The following is a 3043-nucleotide window of genomic DNA, read 5'->3' on the forward strand; positions in this document are numbered from 1 at the left end:
AGTTAGTGTGGTGTTGAGTAAGTTTTGCACGGCGTATCATCAGATTTCATAACCTGCAAACGGATAATTGGTAACGGGTTAAATAGTTTCGTCCTGGGATCAGCCAAACGGTATTTAATTACCAGTTACCAGAATCAAATTCCGTGCGTTATTTGTTCAACACGACATTAGAAGATAGATGAGAACGGAGATTCGCAAAATTAGAGGGAGGTAAAGATAATGGGAAAAATTATGGTAAGGATGAGAATAAGAAACCTTTTTGATGAAGTAAGGGCAAAGAGTGGACTAATTAAAGAGGAGGAAGTCAGGGATATTACGGTTAATAATGCCCTGGTTGATACAGGGGCAACAATGCTTTCTCTACCTATAACCCTTATTGAGGAATTGGGGCTTGAACAATCTGGAACAAGAGAGGTTAGAACAGCAAATGGTATGGTTACAAGAAGGGTCTTTAGTGAAGTAAGAGCTGAAATTCAAGGAAGAGAAGGAGGATTTCAGGTTTTAGAGCTGCCAGTAGATGTTGTGCCTCTGGTTGGTCAGATTGTCCTGGAGCAGCTTGACTTATACCCTGACCCCCAGAATCAAAGACTTACTGGAAGACCAGATGCCCCTGACCATATGGTGGTGGAATGCTATCTATCTTGAGGATTTCTTCCTGTTTAGAGCAAAATATTTGCAAACTCAATTTATTTGGGTATAGTTACAAAGGGGGTAACCGTTCAGGATATAGCCACAGAGTCACAGAGAACACAGAGGGAATATATAACCACGAATGAACACAAATACAAAAAGATTCGACCTGTGCGATTAGGTTATATAGCGGTTATTAACTGGAAGTTTACAAGGATAATACCCATAGCCATGAGAATAATCGTTCCGTTAGGAACATAATATCGGTAGGAATAGATAGACAAATCAATCAGTTCCGGAGGAACGATATATTGGTAGAAAATTTAATTCTAAGTAAAGTTTTGAATAATAACTGTTATAGACTGCCAATTTGAGTTCCTCCCGCTGATGGAAGCTGAAATCTCCCCCGCTGGCGGGGGATTAAGGAAGTGGAAGTTAGAAGAAGAAAAGCCCTTCAGTCTTCAGTCTGATTACAGACATGGATACCCAACACGCCTCACCAATTTTTCCGTATTTCATCCGTGTCCATCTGTGGCTGAATAGTTACGATTTGGTTTATAATTCCTCGTGCCCTTCCGGGGCACCCACTTGTGGGTCGTTCGTGGTTTTAAAAGATGTGAGGAAGGTTAATCTAACCGCACAGGTCGAAAAGATTTGTAGTGCGAGGCGTTAGATTCGCTTCTGGCAAGCCAAAAGGCGAACTTAAAGGTTCGCACTACATTTATGGGATGTTAGAGGTTAATTCGTATCCATTTGTGACTAATTTCCTTAATTCTCTGTGAACTCTGTGTCTCTGTGGCTGAACGCTTACCAAAGGGGATTATTTGTTATGTCAGGATTATTTGGTACCGACGGGATACGGGGCGTGGCTAATCAGTATCCTATGACTGGACAATTTGCCGTCCAACTGGGATTTGCCGCCACCAGGAAACTTTCACAAAGAGAAAAAGCAAAAATAGTTGTGGGAAAAGACACACGCGTTTCTTCAGATATGCTTGAGGCAGGTTTAATTGCTGGAATTACATCCGCAGGTGGCGATGTCCTGAAAGTAGGCATTCTTCCTACCCCGGCAATTGCCTATCTAACAAAATCATTATCTGCCTGTGCGGGCATTGTTATCTCTGCTTCTCATAACCCATTTCAGGATAATGGAATTAAATTCTTTGGCCCGGATGGGCTGAAACTTAAAGATGAAATAGAAAACGAAATAGAAAATGCCTTATCAGAAGATTTCAACTATCCACCCGCAGAAAATATTGGTCGAGTTATCGAAATAAAAGATGCAAATACCCAATACTTAAATTTTGTAAAAGAAATGGCAGGTGATTCATTATCTCTTAAGGGAATGAAAGTGGTTATTGATTGTGCCAATGGAGCGACAAGTTTTATCGCACCAACCTTATTTCAAGAAATAAAGGCAGGGGTTATTTCCTTGAACTATCAGCCTGATGGGAAAAATATTAATTTTGATTGTGGCTCACTTCATCCAGAAAAAGCCGCCCAAATGGTAAAAAATCAAAATGCCTCAATCGGTCTTTGTTTTGATGGGGATGGAGATAGGGTAATTGCCATAGATGAAGAAGGAAAAATCGTGGATGGCGATTTTATAATGGCTATCTGCGCCAAACACCTTAAAGAAAATGAAATGTTAAATAACAACTTAGTTGTAACCACCGTAATGAGTAATATCGGATTTTATCTTGCTTTAAAAAGATTAAATATCGATACAATTACAACTAAAGTTGGCGATAGATATGTTGTTGAACAGATGTTAGAAAAAAAGGCTGTTTTAGGTGGTGAACAATCTGGCCATATTATATTTTTAAACCATTTTCCTACTGGAGATGGAATGGTTACTGCCTTGCAACTTCTCACCGTTATGCAAAAAACTTCCTTGCCTCTATCTAAATTAACCCAAATAATGAAAAAATATCCACAGGTATTGATAAATATTCGGGTTAAGGACAAAAAAACCGAGCTTGAGTCTATCCAGGAAGTCCAATCTGCCATTAAATCAGGACAAGAATCTTTAAAAGAAGAAGGCAGAATATTAGTGCGATATTCCGGAACAGAATATTTAGCCCGAGTGATGGTAGAGGGTCCTACCGAAGATGAAATCAATAAAATAGCCAACAATATCGCCAATATCATAAAAGAAAAAATAGGGGTGTAATGAAAATTTTTCCACCTGTGCGGTTAAATGTAAAATGGATAATGTAAAATGAAAATGTATAACTGAAAGGTAATGAGTCTGGCGAAGTCCTAAAATTTCGGTGGTGTCTTAATCTAGTGTCGTGTTGAGTAAGTTTTGCACGGGGCATCATCAGGTTTCGTAACCTGCAAACGGATAATTGGTAACTGGTAATTGGTTAAATAGTTTCGTCCTGAGCTCAGCCGGTAATCCCTCAGTTAT

General features: G+C 39.4%; 3 protein-coding genes. All 3 read left to right on the plus strand.

What is annotated here, in order from left to right; all coding sequences use genetic code 11:
• Positions 1–219: 219 nt before the first annotated feature.
• The 3 genes from AB1414_14485 (at position 220) to glmM (ending at position 2803) form a co-directional block, all read left to right on the plus strand.
• Entirely contained in the window at positions 220–645 is a 426-nt protein-coding gene (locus AB1414_14485; GenBank protein MEW6608629.1) for a retropepsin-like aspartic protease, read from the plus strand.
• 45 nt (positions 646–690) lie between these two features.
• Entirely contained in the window at positions 691–891 is a 201-nt protein-coding gene (locus AB1414_14490) for a hypothetical protein (GenBank protein MEW6608630.1), read from the plus strand.
• Positions 892–1459: 568 nt separating this feature from the next.
• Positions 1460–2803 carry a phosphoglucosamine mutase gene (glmM, locus tag AB1414_14495; protein MEW6608631.1) on the plus strand — a complete coding sequence of 448 codons (1344 nt, stop codon included), beginning with the start codon at positions 1460–1462 and terminating at the stop codon, positions 2801–2803.
• Positions 2804–3043 lie beyond the last annotated feature (240 nt).

The sequence above is a fragment of the bacterium genome, from assembly GCA_040755795.1.
In the GTDB taxonomy this organism is placed as follows: domain Bacteria; phylum UBA9089; class CG2-30-40-21; order CG2-30-40-21; family SBAY01; genus JBFLXS01.